The organism is Streptomyces sp. NPDC033165, assembly GCF_055577965.1.
The window spans coordinates 18,101-40,643 of record NZ_JBVIPK010000008.1; the positions used below are offsets into that span (position 1 = coordinate 18,101).

The 22,543-nt window shown below is 73.7% G+C and carries 19 protein-coding genes; 13 read left to right on the plus strand and 6 right to left on the minus strand.

Annotated elements, in window-relative coordinates:
- Nucleotides 1–4 precede the first annotated feature (4 nt).
- From ACZ5WC_RS19945 to ACZ5WC_RS19960, 4 genes are all read right to left on the minus strand, one after another.
- Nucleotides 5–2,242, minus strand: a complete 2,238-nt coding sequence (locus tag ACZ5WC_RS19945; protein ID WP_468542048.1) for an ATP-binding protein — start codon at nt 2,240–2,242, stop codon at nt 5–7.
- On the minus strand, nt 2,239–2,946 hold the full coding sequence (locus ACZ5WC_RS19950; RefSeq protein WP_468542049.1) for a Pvc16 family protein: 708 nt from the start codon (nt 2,944–2,946) through the stop codon (nt 2,239–2,241). The genes ACZ5WC_RS19945 and ACZ5WC_RS19950 overlap by 4 nt, the downstream gene beginning before the upstream one ends.
- Nucleotides 2,943–6,206: a hypothetical protein gene (locus tag ACZ5WC_RS19955; RefSeq protein ID WP_468542050.1), complete on the minus strand. Its 3,264-nt coding sequence runs from the start codon at nt 6,204–6,206 to the stop codon at nt 2,943–2,945. Before ACZ5WC_RS19955 ends, ACZ5WC_RS19950 begins: the two co-directional genes overlap by 4 nt.
- 237 nt (nt 6,207–6,443) lie before the next feature.
- A complete protein-coding gene (locus ACZ5WC_RS19960; protein ID WP_468542294.1) occupies nt 6,444–7,148 on the minus strand; it encodes a helix-turn-helix transcriptional regulator in 705 nt (234 codons plus the stop codon).
- 317 nt (nt 7,149–7,465) lie between these two features.
- Here ACZ5WC_RS19960 and ACZ5WC_RS19965 point away from each other — a divergent pair, with 317 nt between their 5' ends.
- The 5 genes from ACZ5WC_RS19965 to ACZ5WC_RS19985 all read left to right on the plus strand — a co-directional run bounded on the left by ACZ5WC_RS19965 (nt 7,466) and on the right by ACZ5WC_RS19985 (nt 12,198).
- Complete coding sequence (locus ACZ5WC_RS19965; protein WP_468542295.1) at nt 7,466–8,794, plus strand: COG1470 family protein; 1,329 nt, start codon at nt 7,466–7,468, stop codon at nt 8,792–8,794.
- 683 nt (nt 8,795–9,477) lie between these two features.
- On the plus strand, nt 9,478–11,028 hold the full coding sequence (locus ACZ5WC_RS19970) for a phage tail sheath family protein (protein ID WP_468542051.1): 1,551 nt from the start codon (nt 9,478–9,480) through the stop codon (nt 11,026–11,028).
- 56 nt (nt 11,029–11,084) lie between these two features.
- The gene (locus ACZ5WC_RS19975; RefSeq protein ID WP_007457189.1) at nt 11,085–11,525 is read left to right on the plus strand and encodes a phage tail protein; all 441 of its coding nucleotides are present in this window, start codon (nt 11,085–11,087) and stop codon (nt 11,523–11,525) included.
- The gene (locus tag ACZ5WC_RS19980) at nt 11,522–12,043 is read left to right on the plus strand and encodes a hypothetical protein (RefSeq protein WP_468542052.1); all 522 of its coding nucleotides are present in this window, start codon (nt 11,522–11,524) and stop codon (nt 12,041–12,043) included. Before ACZ5WC_RS19975 ends, ACZ5WC_RS19980 begins: the two co-directional genes overlap by 4 nt.
- On the plus strand, nt 12,040–12,198 hold the full coding sequence (locus ACZ5WC_RS19985; protein WP_018492281.1) for a DUF6760 family protein: 159 nt from the start codon (nt 12,040–12,042) through the stop codon (nt 12,196–12,198). The genes ACZ5WC_RS19980 and ACZ5WC_RS19985 overlap by 4 nt, the downstream gene beginning before the upstream one ends.
- Here ACZ5WC_RS19985 and ACZ5WC_RS19990 read toward each other — a convergent pair whose 3' ends face one another.
- A complete protein-coding gene (locus ACZ5WC_RS19990; protein WP_468542053.1) occupies nt 12,199–13,797 on the minus strand; it encodes a hypothetical protein in 1,599 nt (532 codons plus the stop codon). It abuts the gene before it with no gap.
- A 33-nt stretch (nt 13,798–13,830) separates the two neighbouring features.
- The gene (locus tag ACZ5WC_RS19995; protein ID WP_468542054.1) at nt 13,831–14,022 is read right to left on the minus strand and encodes a hypothetical protein; all 192 of its coding nucleotides are present in this window, start codon (nt 14,020–14,022) and stop codon (nt 13,831–13,833) included.
- 514 nt (nt 14,023–14,536) lie between these two features.
- Here ACZ5WC_RS19995 and ACZ5WC_RS20000 point away from each other — a divergent pair.
- The 8 genes from ACZ5WC_RS20000 to ACZ5WC_RS20035 all read left to right on the plus strand — a co-directional run bounded on the left by ACZ5WC_RS20000 (nt 14,537) and on the right by ACZ5WC_RS20035 (nt 22,068).
- The gene (locus tag ACZ5WC_RS20000) at nt 14,537–15,646 is read left to right on the plus strand and encodes a hypothetical protein (RefSeq protein WP_468542055.1); all 1,110 of its coding nucleotides are present in this window, start codon (nt 14,537–14,539) and stop codon (nt 15,644–15,646) included.
- A 76-nt stretch (nt 15,647–15,722) separates the two neighbouring features.
- Nucleotides 15,723–16,148 (plus strand): phage tail protein, encoded by a 426-nt coding sequence (locus ACZ5WC_RS20005; protein ID WP_096632792.1) that lies wholly within the window; start codon nt 15,723–15,725, stop codon nt 16,146–16,148.
- A gap of 48 nt (nt 16,149–16,196) precedes the next feature.
- Complete coding sequence (locus ACZ5WC_RS20010; RefSeq protein ID WP_468542056.1) at nt 16,197–16,919, plus strand: CIS tube protein; 723 nt, start codon at nt 16,197–16,199, stop codon at nt 16,917–16,919.
- Entirely contained in the window at nt 16,916–18,688 is a 1,773-nt protein-coding gene (locus ACZ5WC_RS20015; RefSeq protein WP_468542057.1) for a VgrG-related protein, read from the plus strand. The genes ACZ5WC_RS20010 and ACZ5WC_RS20015 overlap by 4 nt, the downstream gene beginning before the upstream one ends.
- Nucleotides 18,689–18,771: 83 nt before the next feature.
- On the plus strand, nt 18,772–19,089 hold the full coding sequence (locus tag ACZ5WC_RS20020) for a PAAR domain-containing protein (protein WP_096632797.1): 318 nt from the start codon (nt 18,772–18,774) through the stop codon (nt 19,087–19,089).
- Nucleotides 19,086–19,535: a GPW/gp25 family protein gene (locus ACZ5WC_RS20025; RefSeq protein ID WP_468542058.1), complete on the plus strand. Its 450-nt coding sequence runs from the start codon at nt 19,086–19,088 to the stop codon at nt 19,533–19,535. Before ACZ5WC_RS20020 ends, ACZ5WC_RS20025 begins: the two co-directional genes overlap by 4 nt.
- Entirely contained in the window at nt 19,535–21,496 is a 1,962-nt protein-coding gene (locus tag ACZ5WC_RS20030) for a putative baseplate assembly protein (protein WP_468542059.1), read from the plus strand. Before ACZ5WC_RS20025 ends, ACZ5WC_RS20030 begins: the two co-directional genes overlap by 1 nt.
- Nucleotides 21,493–22,068, plus strand: coding sequence for a phage tail protein I (locus ACZ5WC_RS20035; protein WP_468542060.1), 576 nt, complete (start codon nt 21,493–21,495; stop codon nt 22,066–22,068). The genes ACZ5WC_RS20030 and ACZ5WC_RS20035 overlap by 4 nt, the downstream gene beginning before the upstream one ends.
- Nucleotides 22,069–22,543: the final 475 nt, after the last annotated feature.

The following is a 22,543-nucleotide window of genomic DNA, read 5'->3' on the forward strand; positions in this document are numbered from 1 at the left end:
AGCGCTACCGCCCCCCGCGCCCCCGCTCCTTCTCCAGCCACGGCCCGAACTCGCTCTCCAGCACCAGCCGTCCCAGCTTCCGGTACTCCTGGAGCACCGCCGTCACCACCTGGTCCATGGTGAGCGGCTTCCCGCTCTCCGCCGCGAGGTAGGCGGCACTGACCGCGCAGGCCCGGATCGAGCCGCCCGCCAGCTCGAAGCGGTCGGCGCAGAACTCCAGGTCGAGGCCGTCGTCGCGGGGGATCGCCGGGCCCAGGCAGCGGTCCCACAGGGCGAGCCGTTCCCGGGCGTCGGGCATGGGGAACTCCGCGATCACGTCGATGCGGCGGGTGAACGCCTCGTCGAGGTTGGCCCGGAGGTTGGTGGTGAGCACGGCGATGCCGTCGAAGGACTCCATGCGCTGGAGGAGGTAGGCCGATTCGACGTTGGCGTGCTTGTCCTGGGCGTCCTTGACCTGGGACCGCTTGCCGAAGATCGCGTCGGCCTCGTCGAAGAGCAGGATGCCGTTGACGTCGGAGGCCTCGACGAAGATCCGCTCCAGGTTCTTCTCGGTCTCGCCGATGTACTTGTCCACCACGGTGGAGAGGTCCACGACGTAGAGCTCCATGCCCAGTTCGGCGGCGACCACCTCGGCGGACATGGTCTTACCGGTGCCGGACTCCCCGGCGAACAGGGCGATGACGCCCCGGCCCCGGCCGCCGCCCGGCCGCATCCGCCACTGGCCGAGCACCTGCTCGCGGTGGCGGGCGCGCAGGGCGAGCTCGGTGAGCTGGGTGCGGGTGGCCGGGGGCAGCACGAGGTCGTCCCAGCCGACGGCCGGTTCGATGCGGCGGGCGAGGCGTTCAAGGCCCGCGCCGTTCTGGGCGCGTACCGCCGCACGGAGGTCGTCCGGGGTCACCGGGCGCCGCCCCAGGAGCGCGAGGCGGGAGGCGACCGTGGCGGCCTTGCGCAGTTGGTCGGAGTCGAGCCGGTAGGAGGCGGTGGCCTCGATGAGCCGGTCGTCGGCCGGGGTGTCGCCGGGCAGGCCGACCGACCGGGCCGCATCGGCGAGGGCGCGCCGCCACTGGCGGGACGCGCCTTCGGGGCCCGGCGGCGGAACGGGGACGGGGACCGGGCTCTCGGTGGTCCACAGCGGGTCCCAGTTCTTCTTCCCGTACGCGATCAGGGGGGTACCGTCGAGCGCGGTGCACAGGGCGGCGAGCACCCGGGACCCCTCGGGGCGTTCGGGGGCGAGCGTTTCGAGCGGGCCGAGGATCACCCCGGCGCCCGCGAGGCGGGCCTCGGTCGCCAGGGTCCGTACGAGCGGGGCCGGTTCGGTGGTGGCGGCGAGCGCCGCGATGTCGACGGCCAGGGGGCGCAGCCCGGCGGTGAGCAGCGCCTCGACGGCGAGGCCGCGCGGGTCGCCGCCCCGGTCGAGCAGGTGCACCAGGCCACTGCCGGTGGACAGGGCCGCCGCGATCCGGGGGGCTTCCGGGTGCCGGTCCGAGACCTCCGGGCTTACATCCGGGTCCCCCCGGCGACCCTCCAGGACTTCCGGGTGCCCGTCCGAAACCTCCGGGCCTACGTCCGGGACTCCCCGGCGACCCTCCGGGTGCCCGGCCGGCTCCTGGTCCGCCCCGGCGTCCCGGACCAGGCCGCGCAGCCGTGCGTCGATCTCGTCGTCGCCGAGGAGATAGGAGGTGATCCGGTCGGGCACCCTCAACCCCCTGGAGAGCAGCGGGCGTTCGGGGTCGACGATCTCCAGGAGTCCGCCCGCGACGAGTGGCGCGGCGGGCGAGAGGCGGAAGCGGCCGGGCCCGGCGGCGGGCAGGGCGCAGAGCTCCAGCGCCAGGGCGATGGTGGGGCGGCGGCGGGTGAGGTCGTCGTTGAGGTACCCGTACAGGCGCTCGAACCGGTGGTCGAGGTCAGGGGCCAGGCCGACCAGCAGGAGTTCGACGTCGAGGGGGGCGAGGGCGAAGCGTGCGGCCAGCTGCCCGAGCCTGCCTCCGGTGGGTGCGGTCGGCGCGCCCGCGTCACCGTGCACCGGTGCGGGCGCGAACGCGTCGGGGGCTTCGAGGATGCGCTCGGCCGCCTGGGGGGTGAGGTACTGGCCCCGGTAGGGGTCGTCCGGGTCCGGGTCGACGGCCCGGCGGGCCGCGACGGCGAGCCTGACGCGCCGCTCGACGTGGCCGAGCCGCTCCCAGAGGTCGTCGGGGCCCGTCGCCCCGGCCGCTTCGGCGGATACGCTCTGTGTCACCGTCATCGGGCCGCGCTCCCCCGCTTGCGCCGGCCGGGCGGCAGCTGACGTTCCCGTTCGGCGGCGAAGCCCCGCGCGTCCAGGTCGCCCGCCCCGTCGTACCTCAGCCGGCGGCCCGGGTCCTCGGCCGCTGTGCCGTCCACGGCGGGCGCGGCTTTCATCACGAGGCCCTCGGTGACCGGCGGGCCCGCGGCGGTCCGCTCCCCGGCCAGCGGGGCGACGACGCGGAGATCGATCGCGGCCTTCAGCTCACCGCCGAGCGCGGACCACACGTCCGACGCGGAGGGCCCGTCGGCGCCGGGGCCCGCGGCCTCGATGTCCACGGTGAGACCGAGTTCGGCGAGGCTGCCGGTGAGCAGCCGGGCGGGCAGCGTGTCCGTGCGGACGAGGGCGCGCAACACCTCGGAGAGCAGCCGGTGTTCGTCCTGGGGGCGGTTGGTCCAGGCGGTGACCAGATAGGTCAGCTCGAACCAGCGCGGCGGGGTCCGCCAGCCGGTGACCACGCCCGCGTCGTCGTGGATCTCGGCCGTGCCGGTGCGCCGCCGGCCCGCGTCCTCACGGATGGCGTGCAGGAAGACACTGATGGTGGGGGCGTTTCGGCGGGCGGACCACTCCTTCGTCGGGGCGTCGAAGACCAGGTCGACGCCGCTGTCCTCAAGTCCGGCCTCGGCCAGCAACAGCCGCAGCCCCTCGTCGACTTCGTGGATCATCGGCGGATCACCTCGCCCGGCGGGGTGATGGTCCCGATCACCACGAGGAAGTCCGTCGTGACGGGGCTGAAGCCGGGGCCCTTCGCGGTGATGGTGCGCGGCCCGGTCCGGTCCTTGGCCACGATGAGCAGCTGGGCGATGAACGTGCCGTCACCGAGCGGCCGCGTCGGCGCCGCGCTCGCGGTGATGCCGGGCTTCCAGGTGAGGGTCACGGGCGTGCCGGGCGGGAAGTCCTTGCCCCGTACGGAGGTGACGAACCCGGGTTTGCCGATGGCGGGCACCGCGATGATGCGGGGCTGGAGGATGCGCAGCGGGATGCGGGAGACGTTGTCGCGGACGTCCGCGTCGGTGCCCGTGGTGGTGAGCCTCGCGGTGATGGTGGTGCGCAGGGCCTTGTCGGGCGAGAGGACGACGCTGACGACCGTGGACGCGCCGGGCGCGAGGTCGGGCAGCGTGCACGCGCCCGCGGCGCAGCCCGCGGGGAGGGGGCCCGCGGGGATGTCAGCGGGCAGCCCGAGGTCCAGCCGCAGTCCGGTGGCGGCCGCGTTCCTGCCGTTGCGCACGGTGTACGTCACCACGACCTTGCCGCCGACGTAGCCGGGGCTCGGCTGGGCCCGCACGGTGACGCCGGGTCCGGCCTCGGGTGCGGGCGGCAGGGGGGCCGGGGGGCGCGGTGCGGTCGGGCGGGGGGACGGCGGCGGGGGCGGGGCGGGGGCGGTGGTCGACGGTGACGGGGAGGGGGTCGTGGGGCTGGGCGTCGGAGTCGTCGGGGTCGGGGTGGGGCTGGGGCTCGGCGGCGGCACGTCCCGGACCGGGACGATGGTGCCGGTGGCGTTGTCGGTGGGGTTGGGGTCGAGGACGGTGCCGGTGACTGACCAGTTGACGCGCTGGTCGCCGGTGCTGACGCCGGTCAGCCGGGCCGTGACCGTCACGGAGGCTCCGGGCGGGACGATGCCGAGGTCGCACTGGGGGGTGGCGGCGGGGCAGTCGACTCCGTCGGCGGTGAGCTCCTCCAGCCGTACGCCGGGCGGGGCGTCGACGGTCAGGGTGGTGCCGGGCGAGGGCGAGGGGCCCCGGTTGGTGACGGTGACCCGCACCTCGGTGGAGGAGCCGACCTCCACATCGGGCCCGGTGGGCGGTGCGGTCAGCGACAGGTCGACCGACTGCTGGTAGGCGGGCTCCTTCTGCCGTCCGTCGTGCGTGTTGTCGACGGGGGCCACGTCGCCGGAGGCGATGTCGAGTACGGAGAGCTGCTCCATGGAGTTCGGTGGCAGCTCCCGGCGCGAGGTGAAGAGGAGTTTGCTGCCGTCGGGCGACCAGGCCACGTCACGGGGCTGGTGGGGGCCGGTCGCGCTGGTGTCGGGGATCGGCAGGTCGCAGCCGTCGGGGTTGTCCTTCTGGACGGAGGGCAGCACGACCCGGCAGCCGCCGCCGCGCAGGGGCTTGACGAGGACGCCGGCCTGCTGGTTGACGCGGCCGCCGCCGTCCTTGCGGTTGAACGCCACCTTCAGGCCGTCCGGGGAGAACGCCGGGCTGTCGTCGATGACTTCGCAGTCGCCGGGGCAGATGGTGGCGCTCAGGTCCCGCTGCCGGTCGAGGTCCGCCACCGGCACGACCCAGATGTGCTTGTTGCCGCCGTTGCCGTTGATGACCTCTTTGCGGGTGAAGGCGAGGTTGACGCCGTCGGATGACCAGGTCGGCTGGGCGTCGTCGCCCGCCTGCCGGCCCTCGGGCGGCCGGATCTCGTCGAGGATCGCGCCCGTGGCGACGTCGGCGATGAGGATGCGGCCCGGACCCGACGCGTCCCCGACGCCGCCGGGCGAGGTGCGGGTGAACGCCAGCTTGGTGCCGTCGGGCGAGAAGGTGGGGTCGGTGTCCCAGTCGTTCGGGCCGCGCCCGTCGAGCGGCAGCGGCGCTTCGTTGGTGCCGTCGGCGTCGGCCATCCAGATCCGCTCGATCCGCCCGTTGTCGCCGTCCTCGAAGCGGGTGACGACGATGCGCCGGCCGTCGGGCGTGTAGTTCTGCCGTTCGTGCCACGGGTCGTACCCGGCGGCCGGCCTGAACAGGGGGTTCACGGCGGGGTCCTCGTTCGTGCGGGCCGCCGGGTCCTCCTTCAGGATGGTGAGGTGCAGGTCGCGCGGGTCGGAACCGTCCTGACGGACGTCCTGGAGCGTCACGACGTGCGCCGCCGCCAGCGTGCCGTCCGGCTTCGCCGTGATCCGGGGGATGACGACGGTCCCGGCCGGAGCGAACCAGGTGGGCGGTCCGACCGCACGGTTCTCGTTGACCAGCTGGTCCGGCGGTTCGGGATCGAACGCGGTCACCCGGTAGACGTGGTCGAAGTCGTCGCAGCCGCAGGTGTGGTACGGGCTGAGGAAGACGATGTCGTTGCCGTCGGGCAGCCAGGAGGCCGAGCGGGTGCCCCATGCGGCGTGGTCACCGGCCAGCAGCGGCCGGTCGGTCCCGATGCCCTGGGTGGCACGCAGTTCGGTGCCGTCGTCGACGTCCGGGTCGGGGTTCGTGGTGAGGGTGTACGCGACGAGGCCCCGGCGGGCGTCGTCGTCCACCGGGTTCCAGGACGGCTCGGTGGCGTCGCCCGCCGGCCCGTCGCTGATCCGGGTCCGCGGGCCGCCGGCGACGGCCCGCTCGTATATCTGCCACCCCCGTGCGGCGTCGCCGTCACCGGCGTACGCGATCCTCGTGCCGTCCGGGGACCAGGTCGGGGACTCCTCGTTCTCGGGGGTGTCGGTGAGCCGGCGCGGATCCGAGCCGTCGATACCGACCGACCACAGGTCGCGCTGGACCGTGCCGCCGGGTCCTGGCTCCGCCGAGTCGAAGACCACGGTCCGGCCGTCCGGGGAGATTTCGGGGTGGGCCGCGTCCCGGTCGGTGGTGATCCGGCGCACCGAGCCGTCCGCGCCGCGCACGTACACCTGGGGCCGGGCGCTGTCGCGCAGGCTGGTGAAGACCAGGACGTCCCCGCGGGCGGAAGGGTCCTGGTCGTAGTGGGCGGGGCCGTCGCCGAACAGCGGGTCGGTGGTGTCCTTGTCGTTGGCCCGCCCCAGGCTGCGGTGTTCGGTGCCCGCGAAGGCGATACGCCCGGCCTGCGCCGGGTCCGCGTCCGCCGCCGCGGCGGCGAGCCTGGGCGCCCCCTGGGGGGCCGCCGCCGAGCCGACCACCAGCAGCGGCGCCAACAGCACCACCGCGCCGGTCAGTCGGCCCAGCCGGGAACGCTTTGCCGGGCCAGCAGTGCCGGTCACGGCCCACCTCACAGTCTGTCGATGACTCTCCACCGGCCAGCCTCACGCCCGCGCGGGGCACAAAGACAGGCCGCAAGTACCCGGAGTGGGGGAAGCGACCGCTGCCCTTTGCGGCGGTCGCTCCCCCGGGCGGCCCCGTCCGGAATCCGTCCGTTCGGCCCGCCCGGAATCCGCCCGTCTGGAGTCGCTCCGGAGTCCCTGGCGGGGCGGTGGACCGGGTCAGGGCCAGGGTCAGGGTCAGATCAGCCCATGCCGCATCGCGTAACCCACCGCGTGGGCCCGGTTGCGCAAATCGAGGCGGGTCGCGACCTCGTGCAGCACGTTCTTGACGGTGCGTTCGGAGTACGAGGTCTTCTGCGCGATCTCCGTGGTGTCGTAGCCCTCCGACACCAGCCGGATCATCTCCGCCTCCCGTGCCGTGAGGGTGGAGAGGGTGAGGCCCCGGGGGTCGAGGACCGTCCGCTGGAGCGAGCTGACGTGGTCGAGGAGCTTGCCGAGCAGATCGCCCGGCAGGACGCCTTCGCCGTTCGCCATGGCCTTCACGAGGTGGACGAGCCGTTCCTGGTCGGCCTCCCCGCGCCGGAGGACGGCGGCGACCCCGCATTCGATCATCGTCTGGAGCGCGCCCGACTCGAAGAAGCCGACGACGAGTCCGGTGCGGGTCGAGGTGTTGCGCTGGAGGCGGTGCAGGAGCTGGACGGTGGACTCGCCCACCGTGTCCACCACGACCAGGGAGACCTGCGCCCGGTCCGCCTCGGCCTCCGGCAGCAGCTCTATCTCGGGGCGCACCCGCAGTTGGTGGATCATGCCGGTCTGAAGGATCAGGTCCTCCGCGTACACCGCCACGGAGACCCTGCCCCCGGGTATGTCCCCCGGCGCGGCCGCACGCCGCCCCGATGCGTCGGGCCTGCGGTAATGGCCGCGTTCGGCCGCGCCGCCCATCGCACCCGTTGTCGTCGTGCTCTTCGTGCCCGTTGCCGTCGTCGTGGTCATCATCGTTCCGTGCCCGTTGTCGTCGTCATCGTTCCGTGCCCGTCTTCCTCAGGTACTTCCGACTGATATGCCAGGTGCCCCTGGTGTCCCCCGTGGGCCGGGGGGCACGGGGCACGGGCGCGCGGAGGGGGCGCGGGGACACCGTGCCGGTGGGCCCTCGGGGCACCACCCCTGCCCGCTTGTTGCCCTCGCGTCTCTGCTGTGGAGCGGTGCCCGCGGCCTAACGTCGCAGCGTGACCACAACTGCCGAACTCGAAAGCCCCACGGTGACGGTGTCGCCGGGCGCTACCGCGATGACGACCCTGACCGTGCGCAACGACGGCGACATCGTCGAGGCCTACACCCTTGAGGTGGTCGGCGACTGCGCCGTCTGGAGCACCGTCGAGCCGGCGCGCGTGTCGCTGTACCCGGGCACCTCCGAGACGGTGACCCTCACCCTCGCCCCGCCCCGCTCCCACGAGGTCCGGGCGGGCGAAACCCCGCTGGCCGTACGTGTACTGCCCGCGGAGCGCCCCGAGTCGGTGGTGGTCCCCGAGGGCACGGTGACCGTCGAGCCGTTCCACGAGCTGCGCGCCGAGCTGGCACCGCGCCGCCGCCGGGGCTGGCTCGGCGCCCGCTTCCGTACCGCTGTGCAGAACAAGGGGAACACCCCGGTCGACGTGGCCCTCGCGGGCAAGCAGGCCGGGGAGGATCTGCGCCTCGCCCTCGCCCCGGACAAGAAGCGCCTGGAGCCCGGCGAGTCGGCGGAGATGGCCCTCAAGGTGCGGGCCCGGAAGGTGATCTGGTTCGGCGAGCCCGTCACCTGGCCGTTCGAGGTGGAGGCCGCCGAGACCGGCGAGCCCGGGGCACGGGAGACGGAGGGCGAGCAGCCGGTCCGGTCCGAGCCGGTGGCCGCGGAGACCGTCCGGCCCGAGCCGCTGCCCGGGGAGTTCGCCCAGCTGCCGGTGCTGCCCAAGTGGCTGCTGATCGTGCTGGCCGCGCTGCTGGCGCTGCTGCTCGCCTGGTTCGCCCTGGTCCGGCCCGCGGTGCAGAGCACGGCGAAGCAGGCGGTGACCGATGCGGCGAAGGAGGAGGCCGCCCGCGCACAGGAGCAGGGGGCGAACACACCCGGGGGCGCGGAGAACCCGGCGGGCGGTCAAGGGCAGGGGCAGGGATCGGGTCCTGACGGGCCGGGTGGCAACGGCGGGGGCGGCAACGGCGGCTCCGGGTCCGGCGGTTCCGGTCCGGGCGGGGGCGGTCAGCAGGCCTCCGAGACCATCGACGTGCAGACCGGGGCGGGGACCGAGGCGGTGGGGACCTACAAGGTTCCGGCCGGGAAGGTGTTCGGCGTCACCGACATCGTCGTGGCCAACTTCCAGGGCGACGAAGGGATCATCACCATCTCCTTCGGAGAACTCAAGGTCACGACCATCCCGCTGGAATCCTTCCGCAATCAGGACTACCACTGGGCCACCCCCATTCAGGTTCCGGAGAACGCCACCATCACCGCTTCCGTCACCTGCGCCAAGCCCGGCACCCCAGCATCCGGAACCCAGTCTTCCGGATGCCATCAAGTCCTCAATTTCAGCGGTGTACTGAGCGATCTCGCACGGTAGAAACGGCAGCACGAAGCGCCCTGCCGCACCTATGGGTCGAGACAACAGCAGAAACCCCCCGGGAAGAAACCCGGCGTGCCGGGCGATGGCGGATTCGCCCTCCTGGATACGTCAGAGGTTTACACCAGTTCGGTCACTCTGGATGGCAACAGCACCGGAAGAATATCCGGTTCCGGCGGCTCCGATCGCTAACGGGCCTGTTCAGAGCCGCTCCTGACGACCCGAGGGCATCCGCCGGGCAGCCGCCGGATGCCCGTTCGGAGCGGTCCGGCGCCCGCTTTCACCGACGCGTCACAGCCGGGCCTCCCCGCCTTCCCGGCACATTCTGGCCGAATCGCATCAGCACGCGGCGACTCCCCGGTGAACCCCGGACGGCATCGAGCCTTCCGGGGTTCACCGCGAGGAATGAGATACCGAACACACCGGCGCCACCGAGCCGCATCCACAATTCCGACGAATCCCCCGACGGCTCTCGGGCAGGGGCTGTTTCTCAACCCGTTGTTCTTCTTCTCCCGCTCGGACCGCTTGGAATACGGGCCGCCGAGGGCAGCATTCACGGCGCTCCGGGTGCCCGGAAAGGCAGCCTCATTGCCCCGCGTCCAGGACTCCGGGACCTACTCCCGTGCGCCCGGCCGGTCAAGACTGAGCGGTGGAGATCCAGTGACCGTCGAGAAGGAGCGAGCATGCCGTCGTACCTCACCCCCGGTGTTTACGTGGAGGAGGTGCAGTCCGGAGCACGTCCCATCGAGGGAGTCGGCACCGCGGTCGCAGCCTTCGTCGGCTTCGCCGAGACGGGCCCCTTCCACCAGCCGACGCTGGTGACCAACTGGGACCAGTACGTCCAGGCGTTCGGCACCTTCACCGCCGACACCTACCTGACGCACGCCGTCTACGGCTTCTTCGCCAACGGCGGCGGCGCGGCCTACATCGTGCGCATCGGCGGCCCCGCACAGGGCGCCTCGGAGAGCGGCGGCACGGGCCGGGACACGGTCGCGCAGGCCCCCGCACCCCTCGCACTCGGCGGGTTCCTGGTCTCCGCCAAGCCCGGCACGGGCGCCGACCTCTCCGTCGAGGTCGCCGACCCCGAGGGCGAGAACCCCCCGGAGGACCGCTTCCGGCTGCTGGTGCGGCAGGGCGGCAAGGTCGCCGAGACGTACGACGTCTCCACCCGCAAGAACGTCAAGGGCTACCTGGTCACCCAGACCCGCGACTCCAAACTCATCCAGGTGACCGAGCAGGCCGGCACGGCCCAGAGCCGCCCCGAGAAGCAGACCGTCGCCCTCGCCCCGGCCACGGCCGCCGCCCCCGGTTCCGGCGTGGCGCGGCTGGACCCCTCCGAGTACGTGGGCGACGCCTCCGCGCGCACCGGGTTCGCGGGCCTTGAGGCGATCGACGAGATCACCATGGTCGCCGTCCCGGACCTGATGAGCGCCTACCAGCGGGGCGACATCGACGCGGAGGGCGTCAAGACCGTGCAGCTGGCGGTCATTTCACACTGCGAGCAGATGGGCGACCGGGTCGCGGTCCTCGACACCCCGCCCGGGATGAACGCCCAGCGGGTCCGCACCTGGCGCAACGACGACGCCGGTTACGACTCCCGCTACGCCGCCCTCTACTACCCCTGGGTCAAGGTCTTCGACCCGGCGAGCGGCCGTAACTCCCTGGTCCCGCCGAGCGGTCACGTGGCCGGTGTCTGGGCGCGCAGCGACGGCGAGCGCGGAGTGCACAAGGCCCCCGCCAACGAGGTCATCCGCGGCGCGGTGGACCTGGAGATCCGCCTCAGCAAGGGCGAGCAGGACCTCCTCAACCCGATCGGCGTCAACTGCGTGCGCGCCTTCCCCGGCCGCGGCATCCGCATCTGGGGCGCCCGCACCCTCTCCTCCGACCCGGCCTGGCGCTACCTGAACGTGCGCCGCCTCTTCAACTACCTGGAGGAGTCCATCCTCCTGGGCACCCAGTGGGTGGTGTTCGAGCCGAACGACGACCGCCTCTGGTCGAGCATCCGGCGCAACGTCACCGCCTTCCTCACCGAGGAGTGGCGACGCGGCGCGCTGTTCGGCCGTACGGCCGAGGAGGCGTTCTACGTCCGGTGCGACCGGAGCAACAACCCGCAGGAGTCGATCGACCTCGGTCAGGTCGTCTGCGAGATCGGGGTGGCCCCGGTGAAGCCCGCGGAGTTCGTGATCTTCCGGCTCTCGCAGTTCTCGGACAGCACCAGCCTCGTCGACGAGTGACCTCGCGGTCCTCCCCCACCACTTCACTTTCGAATCGGAACAGGTGACACAGAGTCATGGCAGAGGGCGACGCTCTTTCCACCCACGTCTTCGGCGTTCAGCTCGGCGGCTATCTCGTGGAGTCCATCCAGGAGATCAGCGGCATGACCGTCGAGGAAGAAGTCGTCGAGGTCCGTCAGGTGACCGCCGAGGGCAAGCAGATCATCCGCAAGCAGCCCGGCGCGCGCCAGGCGGGCGAGGTGACGATCACCCGCGGGCTCGACAAGAGCAGCGAGTTCACCACCTGGATCAAGGAGACGCTCAACAACGGCGCCGTCGACACCGCGCGCCAGAACCTCACGATCGAGATCAAGGACTCGACCGGTGAGACGGTGCGCCGCATCCAGCTGATGCAGGGCTGGGCCTCCAAGTGGGAGGGCCCGTCCCTCAAGGCGGGCGAGTCCAGCGCCGCGACCGAGACGGTGACCATCACCTTCGAGGAGATCGTGGTCGAATGAGGCGCAGGACCGTTTCGCCGGGCAGCGGCCTCGAAGAGGTCCTCGACAACCTCGCCGCCACCTCCTCCGCCGGGCGCGAGGAGACCGGGGCACCCGCCCCGGCCCACGCCCCGGCGCCGGCCGCGCCGCGCTCCCGCGAACGGGAGACGCTCCAGACGGAGTTCACCTTCGAGCTGCCGCGCGGGTACGTGGACGACGAGGGCCAGCTGCACCGGAGCGGCACCATGCGGCTGGCGACCGCCCGGGACGAGCTGCGCCCGCAGATCGACCTGCGGGTGAAGGAGAACCCGGCGTATCTGTCCGTGGTGCTGCTGAGCCAGGTGATCACCCGGCTCGGCACCGTCACCGACGTGCACGCCGGGGTCGTCGAGCGGATGTACGCGACCGACGTGGCGTTCCTCCAGGACTTCTACCGGCGGATCAACAGCGAGGGCCACACGCACGCCGCGGTGACCTGCCCGCTGTGCCACGGGTCGTTCGAGGTGGATCTCTCGGGTGGGCGCCTGGGGGAATCGTGACGTACGCGCTTCCCCGGTTGCGGGAGGAGATCGCGTACGTCGCCTACCACTTCCATTGGCAGCGTGAGGACATTCTCGACCTCACCCACGCTGAGCGTCAGCAGTGGGTGAGGGAGATAGCGCGGATCAACACCCGCGTCAACGAAGGCGGGTGATCAAGTGGGGTTCGGTGACTGGTTCCGCCGTGCGGACCGGCAGCGGACCGGCGCACCCGCGCGGGACGGCGGCGGTCGCGGCGCGAACGCGAGCGGCGGGGGCGTGGACGCCGACGGGTCGGCGGCACCGCCCGTCGCCACGCCCTCCCCGTCCGCCGGGGTGTCCGGTGGGGGCGACTGGGACGGCGGCTGGCGCCGGGTCGCCCCGCCGTCGGTGACGGTCGCCCGGTCCTCGATCGGCGTGAGCGACGGGCTGCGGTTCCGTTCGCAGCTCGCCTCGTGGCAGGACCCCTCCCTCGGCGGCGAACTCGGCCACGCCGTCCTGCCGTCGGCCCCGGTGGGCCTCATCCACGGGGTCGCCCGCCCGGGCAGCGCTCGCACGACGTCCCCCGGCGGGCCCCTGCTGCTGCGCGCGGTCCCGCCTGCGGACGAGGAGTTGGGGCCGGTGGCGGACCTGCCGACCGCCTCGGCGGGGCGGAACAGCACCGGGACGGGGACGGCCGGCGGCAGCCGGCAGCCGAAGCCGGGGTCGCCGTCGGTCCAGCGATCGAGCCAGCGGTCGAGCCGGTCGGACCGGTCGACGATCGGTGGGTCGCGTTCTTCGGATACGTCGGGATCTTCGGGGCCGTCGGCGTCCTCCGGTCGGCGGGGGGCTTCGGCCTCGCCGGGCTCCTCAGGTACGTCGGCGTCTTCGGGTACGTCCAGGTCCTCCGACCGGTCGGCCGCTCCCGGGCACTCCGGCAGGACGGGCTCCCCGGGCGCGTCGGAACCTTCCGGCCGGTCCACGTCCACGTCCGCGTCGGCCGCTTCGGGCAGGTCGGGTTCGTCGGGGCCCTCGGGGCGGTCAGGGGGCTCGCCCGCGCGGGGAACCTCCGGTCGGCCGGCGTCATCGGGTACACCGGGGTCGTCGGGTACGCCGGCGTCCTCGGGCCGGTCAGGCGCACCGGAAAGCTCCGGACGGTCGGCGTCTTCCGGTACGCCGGGAGCCTCCGGGGCTTCGGCGTCCTCGGGCCGGTCAGGGGCTTCGGCTCCATCGGGACCCTCGGGCCGGTCAGTGGCCCCGGGCACACCGGGAAGCTCCGGACGGTCGGCGCCAGGTGCCCCCGGCCCCTCGGCATCCTCCGGCCAGTCCGGGACCTCGGGCACACCAGGAACCTCCGGACGGTCAGCGTCTTCGGGTACGCCAGGTGCCTCCGGCCCCTCGGCATCCTCCGGCCGATCGGGGTCCTCCTCCGGGCCGTCGGGGTCACCGGGGTCGTCGGGGTCCTCGTCCGGACCGTCGGGGCTCTCCGGCGCTCCCCGCTCCTCCGGCTCCCCGAACTCCCCGGGTTCCGCCGGACCCTCCGGCACCAACGGGCCCGCTCCGGCGGCGCAGCGGGCTGTCCTCGGTTCACCGATGGGCCTGATGGCGGACGCCGACACGTCCGGCGCGCAGGCCATGGCACGGCCCGCTCCCGTACGCCCCCGGCCGACCGGCCCTCCGCTGACCGTCGCCCGGCGCCCCCAGATGACGCTGCGGCAGATCACCGGACTCGCGCCCGCCACGCCCGAAGCCTCCCCCACACCGGCCGCACCGGCCGCTCCCGTCACCACAGCCACCACCACCCCTGCCGTGCAGCGGGCAGCAGCCGATCAGCGGACCGCCCCGTCGTCGGCCGACCCGACGGCCGCCGAGACAGTACGGCCCGCCCTGGGCAAGCCGCTGCGCGAACTGCCCGCCGGGGCCGTGCCGTCCCGCGCCGACGGGCCGGCCTCCGTCATGCCGTCCGGCCCGGCATCGGCACCGCCCACGGCGGCGATGCCGGTGCTCCAGCGCCAGGTCACGGACCCGGCACAGCCACCGTCGGACGCGGCGCCCCGAACGCAACGGCCGACTCAGCCGTCCCCGGCCCCGGGCTCTTCCTCCCAACCATCCCAACGGTCCCAACCATCCCAGCAATCTCGATCACCCCATTCCTCCCAACCACCCCAGTCGTCTCAGCGGCCCCAGCCACCCCAGCCGTCCCCTTCCGTGCAGGCGGCACCGGCCACCGCTCCGGTGCGGGCCCAGAGCCCCGGTGGCGCTGAGCCCTCCGACGCCTCGGGCTCGCGGGGACGTACGCGCGCTGGAATCGGCGCGCCGCTCCCCTCGCTGCCGCCGACCGCCCGGGTCGGCAACGGCGTACCGCTGCTCGGCGACCGCCGGTCCCCCGGCACACCGCAGGTGGCCGGTCCGGGGCCCGGTCCGGCAGCGGCTGCCACACCCGCTCCGACGCCCCCTCCGGCCTCCTCGGGCGCGCCCGCGATGCCCGTGCGCTCGGCGTCCGCCGGGTCCCCGCCAGCGTCCGAACCCGCCGCCGTGCAGCGCGCGGTGGACGGTGACCGGGCACCCGCCCGCAACCACTCCGGAACCGAGGCCGAGCCCCGTACGCGTACGCGTACGCGTACGGCATCATCCCCCGCCACTCCCCCGGCCCCGGTACGCATCCGGCCGATCGGCCCGGAACGGGAGGCGGCGCGGTCCTCCGGCGGCGGGGCGGCTACGCCTGTCGTCCAGCGGGCGAGGACTCTGCTCCCGGACCGGGCCCTGACCGTGAACACCGGTGCCGCAGAAGGCTTTTCGGGACCGCGTACGGCAGCGGCGGGCGTCACGGCCCGGCCGGTCGTCTCGGCCACCTGGCGGCGTGACGTACCGCGGGCCGAACCGGGCCCCGACGCGCCGTCACCCGGCTCCGGGAACCGTCCGACCGCGCAGCGCCGCACCGCCCCGCAGCCTTCGGCGCCCTCGGGTACGGCCCCCGGGCGGACCGCTCCCCTCCTCCGCACCAACGCCGCCGCGGCCTCCGGCGGCACCGTCCAACGTGCCGTGGCGGCCGAGAGCGCGACAGGCGCGGGCGGCGACCCGGCGGGCGGCCGCACGCCCCAGCACCGACCCACGCCCGCGTCGACGGCAGGGCGGGAGCCAGGGCGGCCGGCTCCACCGTCCCGTTCCGCGCGGCCCGCTCCCGTCGTACGGCCGCATCCGCCCGCATCGGCCGGGGCGGGCGAGGCCGCCGTGCCCGTCCAGCGGATGGTGCTGCCCGTGGTGCCCGAAAGTGCCGGGCTCCAGGCCGCCGGGCCGGTGCCCGGGGGCGGTGCGGCCCCGGCGTCTCCGCCCGGGCTCTCCGCACGGGTTCCGCCCAGGCCCCCCGCACCGGCCGCCGCGCGGGCGGTCCAGCGGGCCGCGGAGGCCGGGATCACCGGCGTTCCGGTCCGGGCGGTCCAGACGAAGCCCCACACGTCGTCGAACAACGCGTCGCCCAACGCGTCCGCGGAGCCCGCCGAGGGGCCTCCCGCCGCGAACCGGCTCAGCGGTGCGGACATGGAAGAGCTGGCCCGTCGGCTGCTCGACCCGGTGAGCCGGCTCATCCGCGCCGACCTGCGCCGGGGCCGGGAACGCGCCGGGCGGCTGCACGACGGCCGCCGCTGAGCCCGGGGGCGCGCCTCCCCGACCCCGTACGAGAGACAGACAGAGACAGCCGAGAAGACGGACGAGAGACTGACCCATGACGGACAACATCTTCGCCACGAGCGTGTTCTTCAAGCTCGCGATCGGCGGCAGCGACCTGGGCGCGTTCCACACCTGCTCGGGCCTCGGCGCAGAGGTGGAGATGGAGACGTACGCCGAGGGCGGCAACAACGGTTTCACCTGGCAGCTGCCGGGGCGGATCACCTGGACCAACATCACGCTGACCCGCCCCGTCACCGCCGACACGCTCAAGATCGCGCGCTGGCTCAACGAGACGATCCAGCGGGTCGAGCCCAAGGACGGCGAGATCGTGGCGCTGCGCCCGGACCTCAGCCGGATCATCAGCTGGCAGGTGCAGGGGATCGTGCCGGTGCGCTGGCAGGGGCCCTCCTTCGACCCGGCCAACTCCCAGGCGGCGATCGAGACGCTGGAGATCGCCCACGAGGGCTTGGAGCCCTCCTGACGAGCTCGACCACCACGACCGCATCGGCCCAGAGAAAGGAGGAACGCAATGTCACCCGCTGCCCGTGCGAGCCGCGCTCGCGCCCAGCTGACCATCATGGAACCGCCGTCGTCCGTCGGCGCCAAGCCCGGCGGCACGCTCGCCCGGCTCACGTTGCAGTTCAACCCCGCGAAGCTGTCGCTGAGCAAGAGCACCGAGTGGCGGCGCACTCCGTCCCGGACGGCCGGGCAGTCCGCGCTGCCCGAGTTCGTCGGCAGCGGGCCCCGGTCCCTGTCGCTGGAGGTCTTCCTCGACGCCACGGCCACCCACGACAACTCGGTGGAGAAGGCGGTCGAACAGCTGATGACCGCCTGTGTCCCCACCCCGAGCAGCCTGGCCCGCAAGACGCCCTCAAGCCCGTGGGTGCGGTTCGACTGGGGCACGGCGAAGACGACCTCGTTCGACGGGGTGCTCTCCAGCCTCTCCGTGTCGTACACGCTCTTCGACGTCGACGGGAAGCCGCTCCGCGCCACCTGTTCCCTCTCCATCGAGGAGGCGAGCGTGGACCCGGCAGGCCAGAACCCCACGTCGGGTTCGAAGGAGGCCCGGCGTACGCACCGGGTCGTGGCCGGGGACAGTCTGCCGCTGCTCGCCTGGCGGGAGTACGGCGATGCCACCGCCTGGCGCACCATCGCGGCCGCCAACGACATCGACGACCCCATGCAGTTGACCCCGGGCAGGGAGCTTCTGGTGCCGGGGCTGGAAGACCACCGGGCGGAGGACGGCCGGTGACCTCGACATCCCCCGGCCGGTCCTTCGCCGCCGACCCGATCGTCGAGGCGCCCGGCGAGCTGCCGGACGCCTGGGCCGCGCAGTTGGTGAGCTGTGTCGTCGACGAGAACGTCGGGCTGCCGGACGCCGCCGTGCTGATGTACCGGGACCCGGACCACACGTTCCTCACGGCGACGGGCCTCACCATCGGCACCCCGCTGAAGATCTCCGTGGTCACCGTGCAGGAGCGGGTGCGCGAGCGGCTGTTCACCGGGGAGGTCACCGCGGTCGAGCTGGACAGCGACACCACCGGTTCGTTCACGGTCGTGCGGGCGTTCTCCAAGGCGCACCGGCTCCAGCGCGGCCGGAAGGTCATGGCGTTCCGGAACATGAAGACGGCGGACATCGTGCGCAAGGTCGCCGCCGGTGCGGGGCTGGCCTGCGGGAAGGTGGAGGCCGCGCCGATCACGTACAAGCAGCTGACCCAGCCGAACGTGTCGGACTGGGAGTTCCTCCAGCACCTCGCGGCCGAGAGCGGGGCGGTGGTGCGGGTGGACGACAAGGGTCTGCTCCAGTTCACCAAGCCGAAGCCCGCCGCTTCGGCCCCCGCGCCGTCGACCTCCGCGACGCGCGACCCGATGGTCCTGGAGTACGGGAACAACCTGGTGGCCCTGCGGGCGGTGCTGACCGGTGCGGACGGGGCGGACAGCGTCGAGGTGCGCGGCTGGAACGTCGACACCAAGACGCGGCTGGTGGCCCGGCAGCAGTCCATCCGCAGCGACACCGTCACCCCGGGGATGAGCCCGTCGCTGGCGGCCGGGGCGTTCGGCTCCAACGCCCGGACGACGATCGCGGACACCCCCTACCGGACGCAGGCGGAGACGACCGCGGTGGCCGGTGCGCTCGCCGCCTCGGTCAGCTCCGGGTTCGGGGAGATCGAAGCCGTCGCCTACGGGAACCCGCAGCTGCGGGCGGGCCAGCCGGTGGCGCTCGGCAACGTGGGGCCCGCGTTCTCCGGCCGCTACACCGCGACCGCCGCGCACCACGTCCTCGAACCGGACACCGGCTACCGCACGACGGTGATCGTCAGCGCCTCGCCGGACCGTTCGCTGGCCGGGCTGGCCACCGGCGGCAGCGCCCCGTCGCGCGGTCCGCGCATGCCGGGGCTGGCGATCGGGGTGGTCACCGACATCCGCGAGGAGGGCCGGGGCCAACGCGGCTGGGTGCGGCTGAAGTTCCCCTGGCTGGACGACACGTACGTCACCGACTGGGTCCGTACGGTGCAGTGGGGCGGCCAGGGCGGCGGCGGGGTGTTCAGCCCCGAGGTCAACGACGAGGTGCTGGTCGGGTTCGAGCAGGGGCTGCTGGACAGCCCGTACGTGCTCGGCGGCCTCTACAACGGGGTCGACAAGCCGTCCGCGCACGACGTCCCGCTGGTCGACCCGACGAGCGGGAAGGTCAACCGCCGTTCCCTGGTGTCCCGTTCGGGCAACCGGCTGGAGCTGCTGGACGCCCCGCGCGGCCCGGCGGGCGTGCGGCTGGCAACCGGTGACAAGCGGCTCGACGTCGTCCTCGACGAGAAGAAGGGCGAGATCAGGCTGTCGGTGAAGGCCCGCGGCGGCCGGGAGCTGAGCTCGGTGACGCTCTCCGCCGCCGGCATCACCCTCGACGCCGGTACGGGCGACGTGAACATCAAGGGCCGCTCGGTGACCGTCAACGGCAAGACGGGGGTCACCGTCGACGGCGGGCTGCTCGCCGTCCTCAAGGCCAAGCTCATCAGGATCAACTGACTCCCCGCGCCCGTACGCCCCTGGCCCCTCACCTCTGGCCCCTCACCCCTGAAGTCCCTTTCACAGCAAGGAGAACCCCGGCCATGCCCCCCGCAGCCCGCACGGGCGACAGCACCGCACACGGCGGTCTCATCGGCACCCCGCCCCCGGGTGCGGTCGCCGTCGCCACCGTGCTCATCGGCGGCCGGCCCGCGGCCGTCACCGGGAGCCTGCACGTGTGCGTGGTCCCCCCGCACGCGGCGCTCGGACCCGGCAACGTGATCATGCCCAACCCGGCCGCCGCGCTCGCCGGTCAGGTGCTGATCGGCGGACTGCCCGCCGCCCGGATGCGGGACACCACCAGCTGCGGCGCGCCCATCGTCAGCGGCGCGTTCAACGTCCTGATCGGGGGTCCGATGTGAGCGGCGGCGGATTCATCGGACGCGGCTGGGGCTTCCCGCTGCGGGTCGGGCCGACGGGCGGGATCGCCCTGGTCGAGCGGGACCGCGAGATCGAGGAGGCGATCGGCCTGATCCTCGGGACCGCGCCGGGCGAGCGGCCGATGCGCCCGGAGTTCGGCTGCGGCATCCACGACTACGTCTTCGCGCCCGGCGACGGGGCGACGGCCGGGCGGATCGCGCAGGAGGTCCGCGCCTCCCTGGAGCGGTGGGAGCCGCGCATCGAGGTGACGGACGTGGTGATCGCGTTCGACGCGATCGAGGAGGGCACGCTCTACATCGACGTGCACTACACCGTGCGGGCCACCAACGACCTGCGCAACCTGGTCTTCCCCTTCTACACGATCCCGTCCGAAGCGGGTTCCGCCGAAGGTTCCACAGAGGTTTCCGCCGAAGCGAGGACGCGCTGATGGCACTCCCCTCCCCCAACCTGGACGACCGGCGCTTCCAGCAGCTCGTCGACGAGGCCAAGCGGTACGTCCAGCAGCGCTCCCCCGAGTGGACCGACCACAACGTGTCGGACCCCGGGGTCACGCTGATCGAGACGTTCGCGTACATGGTCGACCAGTTGCTGTACCGGCTGAACCGGGTGCCCGACAAGAACTACGCGGCCTTCCTGGACCTGCTGGGCGTGACGCTCTTCCCGCCGACGGTGGCGCGGGCCGAGGTGGACTTCTGGCTGTCCGCCCCGCAGCCGGAGACCGTGCGCCTCCCCGCCGGTACGGAGGTGGCGACCGCGCGCGGCGAGGCCGAGGAGCCGGTGGTGTTCTCCACCTCCCGGGACCTGCCGATCCTGCCGAGTTCGCTGGTCCGGCTGGTCACCGCGCCGGTGTCGGGCGAGCAGACGGACCGGACCGCGCCGCTCGGTGCGGGCAAGGACATCCCGTGCTTCCAGTCCCGGCCCGAGCCCGGGGACGCCCTGCTGTTCGGGCTGCCGACGGCCGTGCCCCGGTGCATCGTCGCCGTGCGCCTGGACAGCCGGGTGGAGGGCGTGGGCGTCGATCCGCGGCAGCCGCCGCTGGTGTGGGAGGCGTGGGACGGGGCCCGCTGGGTGGCCTGCGCGACCGGCACCGACAGCACCGGCGGGCTCAACCGGCCCGGCGAGGTCGTGGTGTTCGTCCCGGCCGGGCACACCGCGTCCGTCGTGGCGGGAACCCGGGCGGGGTGGCTGCGCTGCCGGGTCACAGCGCCGGAGCCGGGCCAGCCGTTCTACTCCGAGTCGCCGACGATCCGCGAGGCCGAGGTGTTCACCGTCGGCGGCACGGCGGCCGTGGAGCACGCGGAGACCGTCCTCGACGTGCCCCTCGGGGTGTCGGAGGGCGTCGCCGGGCAGCGCTTCTCGGTGAGCCGGGTGCCGCTCCTGCTGGACGGGGACCCGCCGGTCGTCCAGGTGTCGGCCGACGACGGCTGGCAGGTCTGGACGCCCGTCGAGCACTTCGGGGCGTCGCTCCCCGGCGACCGGCACGTCCGGATCGACGCCGTGTCGGGCGAGTTCGCGTTCCCGCCGGAGGTGCGGGAGGCGGACGGCACGATGCGCGCGTACGGCGCGGTCCCGGAGAAGGGCGCCCAGCTCCGTGTCCCGCGCTACCGGACCGGCGGCGGCGCGGCCGGGAACGTCGCCCGGGGCGCGATCTCCGTGCTGCGCAGCTCGGTGCCGTACGTCGCGGGCGTCAACAACCGGGAGGCGGCGACCGGGGGCGTCGACGGGGAGACCGTGGAGAACGCGAAGGTGCGGGCGCCCAACATCCTGCGGGTGCAGGAACGGGCCGTCACGGCCGAGGACTACGAGGTCATCGCCCGGGAGGCCGCGCCCTCGCTGCGCCGGGTGCGGTGTCTGCCCGCCGTCGCGGGCGAGGCGGGTGCGGTTCGGGTGCTGCTGGTGCCCGACGCGGTCGCCGACGAGGACGGCCGGCTCCGGTTCGAGCAGCTGATCCCCACGGACCCGGTCCTCGCGGCGGTGACGGCACGGCTCGACGAACGGCGGCTGGTCGGGACCCGGTTGGTGGTGGAGCCGCCCGCGTACCAGGGTGTCACGGTGGTGGCCCGGCTGGTGGCGGCCCCCGGCGACGAGGACCGGGTCCGGGCGGCCGCCCTGGAGGCGCTGTTCCACCACATCGACCCGTTGCGGGGCGGGGCGGACGGCCGGGGCTGGCCGTTCGGCAGGCCGGTGCAGTACGGGGAGGTCTTCGCCGTGCTCCAGAACGTGGAGGGGGCCGGTCTCGTGGAGGAGCTCCGGCTGTTCCCGGCCGACCCGATCACCGGGCGGCGCGGGGCCGCGGTCGAGCGGATCGACGTCGCGCCGGGGGCCCTGGTCTTCTCGCACCAGCACCAAGTGGTCGTCACCGCGAGCGGGCCCGGTGAGGGCGCGTGAGCCGGGCCTCCGTACCCGGGCTGCCCAGCCGCTATCCGATCGGCGACCTGCTGCCCGCCCTGTACGCGGACGACGACCTGGCCCAGCGGTTCACGGCGGGCCTGGACACGGTCCTGGCCCCGGTCCTGTCGACGCTGGACAACCTGCCCGCCTACGTCGACCCGGCACTCGCCCCGGCCGACTTCCTGCCGTGGCTGGCGTCCTGGGTGGGAGTGGACGTCGATCCCGCGTGGCCGGTGGAGCTGCGCCGGGCCGTGGTCGCCCGCGCCGTCGAGCTGCACCGGTGGCGCGGCACCCGGCGCGGTCTGGTGGAGCGCCTGCGGCTCTGCTGCGGGGTGCACGCGGAGGTCCTGGACGGCGGCGGCGCCACGTGGTCGGCCACCCCGGGTGCGGCCCTTCCGCCGCCGCCGTCCGGGGAACTGCTCGTCCGGGTCTGGCCGGTGCGCGACGACGACGCGGTGGACGCCCGCCGCGTCCTGGACGTCGTCACGGCCTCGTGCCCCGTCCACCTCACCTGCCGGGTGGAGGTCCTGCCGGGCCCGCCCGAAGAGCCCGAACAGACAGGAGGCTGACGCGATGCGTTCGTGCCCGGCGTGCGGTACGGCCAACGGCGAGGACGACGACTTCTGCGGCAGCTGCGGAGGCTACCTGGGGTGGTCGTCGCAGCCGAGCAGGCCATCCCGGCCGGGTGCGGGACCGGGTGCGGACCCGGGTGCGAGTCCGGCTTCGAGTCCGGCCCCGGAGCCGACTCCGGCGCCAGGCCCGACTCCAGTGCCGACTCCGGTTCCGACTCAGGTTCCGACTCAGGTTCCGGGGCCGACTCAGGTTCCGGACGCGACTTCGGTTCCGGAGCCATTTCCTGTGCCAGGCCCGACTCCGGAGCCTCAACCGGCTCCGGAACCGGCCCCGGACGCCCGGATGGAGCCCGGGCCCTCGGCCGCCGAGCCCACCCCGCCCGCACTCCGCCGCGCACCCGAGCAGACGGCTTCCGGTGGCCGCGACGCGTCCGAAAGCCCGGACCGGACACCGGCGTCGGCGGCCTCGGGC

Excerpts from the sequence above, each read along its gene's own strand:
- ACZ5WC_RS19980 (WP_468542052.1), top strand. The coding sequence starts at position 11,522 with ATGAGGCGCAGGACCGTTTCGCCGGGCAGCGGCCTCGAAGAGGTCCTC.
- ACZ5WC_RS20010 (WP_468542056.1), top strand. The coding sequence starts at position 16,197 with ATGTCACCCGCTGCCCGTGCGAGCCGCGCTCGCGCCCAGCTGACCATC.
- ACZ5WC_RS19945 (WP_468542048.1), bottom strand. The coding sequence starts at position 2,242 with ATGACGGTGACACAGAGCGTATCCGCCGAAGCGGCCGGGGCGACGGGC.
- ACZ5WC_RS20020 (WP_096632797.1), top strand. The coding sequence starts at position 18,772 with ATGCCCCCCGCAGCCCGCACGGGCGACAGCACCGCACACGGCGGTCTC.
- ACZ5WC_RS20030 (WP_468542059.1), top strand. The coding sequence starts at position 19,535 with ATGGCACTCCCCTCCCCCAACCTGGACGACCGGCGCTTCCAGCAGCTC.
- ACZ5WC_RS19960 (WP_468542294.1), bottom strand. The coding sequence starts at position 7,148 with ATGGGCGGCGCGGCCGAACGCGGCCATTACCGCAGGCCCGACGCATCG.
- ACZ5WC_RS19975 (WP_007457189.1), top strand. The coding sequence starts at position 11,085 with ATGGCAGAGGGCGACGCTCTTTCCACCCACGTCTTCGGCGTTCAGCTC.
- ACZ5WC_RS19970 (WP_468542051.1), top strand. The coding sequence starts at position 9,478 with ATGCCGTCGTACCTCACCCCCGGTGTTTACGTGGAGGAGGTGCAGTCC.
- ACZ5WC_RS20005 (WP_096632792.1), top strand. The coding sequence starts at position 15,723 with ATGACGGACAACATCTTCGCCACGAGCGTGTTCTTCAAGCTCGCGATC.
- ACZ5WC_RS19950 (WP_468542049.1), bottom strand. The coding sequence starts at position 2,946 with ATGATCCACGAAGTCGACGAGGGGCTGCGGCTGTTGCTGGCCGAGGCC.